Below are 2,430 nucleotides of genomic sequence, written 5' to 3' on the forward strand. Positions count from 1 at the left end.
GTGCGACGCGAAAAACGGTCGGGTCGGGAGTCGATCGCGATCGAGAACGTGCGTCTGAGAGGAACTGTGTGCGTTTTTTTTGAAGAAAACCATTGAAAACACTAGCTTTTATGCAATCACATGGTAAAATACACATGTGTCTTTTCATAAGGAGAAAGTTATGGTTGACACGTTCCAGGATGCTCATGTTGAGGCGCTCCACCATGTCGAGCTGGCAAACGCAAACTTCGATTTGCGTGCGGAAGCGATCGCGATGCGCAACGCGGCACGAGATCGCGGTGATCACGTGGCAGCGGTCCGCTGGCACTCGATGGCGCTTCTATATCAAGAAGCGGGCGAGGACATGCTTGCAATCGCCACGATGGCACAAGAGAAAATGCAGGCCGAACTGTCGGCAGCCGCGGCGTAGCGGAAATGCCAGGCGGGCCGCGTGATGATCAACCACGCGACCCGCCCTTTTTTTAAATCAACATATGTACTTTCGTACATATATTATGCCTGGTGTTTGGCATCCGAGCGCTTCCCAGGCTTTTCCCGGACGGGATCCGCCTGGGCTTTGAATGATGCACGAGCCGTGCAGCGCTCACAAACAGCCTGGCGAAGGCCCGTCGAGGTGACGAACCCGGGATGGTCTTTCTTGCAATGCGGACAAATCATCGTATGTACTCCTGTAAATATGAACAACTGTTATCACATGACTACGAAGGATCCGGGCAACCAGCCCGTTGTTCCTGCGAAATCCACAACGTCGCCGGCGACGACTACCAGGTCAAATTGCAACGTGCTGCCGTATGGTACGTTGCTCAGCGAAGTCCCGGTCGCACCTGGCCCCGCGGCCGTGAACAACGACGGATCCAGAAGCGCCAAGCCGGACGGATCCGTGCTGGTCACCTCGTATAATCCGCCGCCGCGATCGGTGATCACCTCAACCGCCTGGTCAACGGGCGGCGGAACCGGCGGCGCGTTAGTTCCCGGGAAAGGTGAACGGACCGGCGAGACCTCCATCGCTCGCCGAGTACGTGATCGAGATTTGCATCTGCTGGAGCGAGTCGGCGGACGCGAACGGCAACGCGAACGCATGCGGCCCGCCCGTGGCGTTGCCCGCCAGGGTGAACGCGAGCCTGGTGTTTTGCGGCGGGAACGATCGACCAGGAGAAAACGGCGGAGTCACGTACGCAAAGAAGTGGCTGTTCGAGTTCGAGCCTGGCACGGGCAGCGTGCCGGCCAGCGTGAATGTGCCCTCAGTGCCGGAGAAGCTGAACGTGGATCCAGCCAGGAACGGCGCCGGAGCGCCAACGAGCGGAGGTGCATCATCGACGCGCGACACTGATGCCTGGAGGCGCGACACGTTCGCGCGTTGGAAAGCCGCGATGCCCGAGATCTTGATCGCGTCTCCCAGGCGATTGGTCGAGCCGACCGTCTGGCCGTACGTGTTCCAGTTCGTGCGCTGAGCGTCGCTGAGGCCTGTACTCCAGAACCTGGCCAGGAAGCGCAGCCCGTTGCGCACCGCATCCTGGAAGACCGATCGCGGATTCGTCGGCGTCGTCCGAGCCCGCAGGTACTGCCCGCCAGAATTGTGGCTCGCCACCACAGATCCTGACTTGCCCGAGGCGGCACCGCCGCCAAAAACTCCACGAAACAACATATGAAAATACCTCCATGCAACTGCGATCGCTAACCAGGCGTTGACATCAACGCATGTAGATAGCGACACATGTCCTCAGCATAACCGATGCAACGAGAGTGCATCGCAAAAAAGGGATCGGCGGCGGACGTGGCCAAAAAGACCGCGTGCCGCCGCCGAGAGAAAGCAAACAACGTCCGCCCGCCCGCCCCTGGAACCGCCGACGAAGAAAGTCGTAAGTTCCCGCACCCGCTGCGCTACAAGACGAAATCGCTGGCACCAATGATGCCCGCCTCCTGGAGCCGGAGCAAGACCACCCGACAAAAATATTTGGACGGCTCGGTTTTGCCTTGGGCATCACTGGCAGTACGGACGACGATTTGGTAGGCTCGATCGGTCTGATGTGGCGGGCCTTCGGTGCAGAGCAGTTCCAGCCGCGTGTAGAGCTGCTGCCGCAAGTCAGGACGACTCCCGGGGCCAAAGCGCTTGTACAAGCGCGATGCGAGAGACTCACCGACCGGGACTTGAGAGAAACCATCGGACAACCTGGACATGTGACACTCCTTTCGGCTCCGTCGTTGCTTTGCAGGCAACTGACGACGTGAGCCGCTTTTTTTGCGCGCGACTGAGGCGGCGCACGCTCCGCCCTGGGCGGTGCCTAGGGCTACGCTGACCCAGGCACCCACCCGCGCGCGTAGCTTACGCGTGCCTGCCCCGGTCGTGTCAAGTGCTTTCCACAATCTCTAGGAATTCGCGAAGCCGAAAAAAATTCGAGCGTTTGGGTGGTGTTAGGCTTGGCCTGGGCG

General features: G+C 59.7%; 4 protein-coding genes. 1 reads left to right on the plus strand and 3 read right to left on the minus strand.

Annotation, left to right across the window (positions count from 1 at the left end; all coding sequences use genetic code 11):
- The first annotated feature begins 160 nt into the window (after positions 1-160).
- The gene (locus tag V4529_17250) at positions 161-409 is read left to right on the plus strand and encodes a hypothetical protein (GenBank protein ID MES2360091.1); all 249 of its coding nucleotides are present in this window, start codon (positions 161-163) and stop codon (positions 407-409) included.
- 281 nt (positions 410-690) lie between these two features.
- Here the strand turns inward: V4529_17250 and V4529_17255 are convergent, their stop codons facing one another.
- The 3 genes from V4529_17255 to V4529_17265 form a co-directional block, all read right to left on the minus strand.
- The gene (locus V4529_17255; protein MES2360092.1) at positions 691-924 is read right to left on the minus strand and encodes a hypothetical protein; all 234 of its coding nucleotides are present in this window, start codon (positions 922-924) and stop codon (positions 691-693) included.
- 40 nt (positions 925-964) lie between these two features.
- Positions 965-1,645 carry a hypothetical protein gene (locus tag V4529_17260; protein ID MES2360093.1) on the minus strand — a complete coding sequence of 227 codons (681 nt, stop codon included), beginning with the start codon at positions 1,643-1,645 and terminating at the stop codon, positions 965-967.
- 236 nt (positions 1,646-1,881) lie between these two features.
- Positions 1,882-2,178 carry a hypothetical protein gene (locus V4529_17265; GenBank protein ID MES2360094.1) on the minus strand — a complete coding sequence of 99 codons (297 nt, stop codon included), beginning with the start codon at positions 2,176-2,178 and terminating at the stop codon, positions 1,882-1,884.
- Positions 2,179-2,430 lie beyond the last annotated feature (252 nt).

The organism is Gemmatimonadota bacterium (genome assembly GCA_040388625.1).
GTDB lineage: Bacteria > Gemmatimonadota > Gemmatimonadetes > Gemmatimonadales > Gemmatimonadaceae > Fen-1247.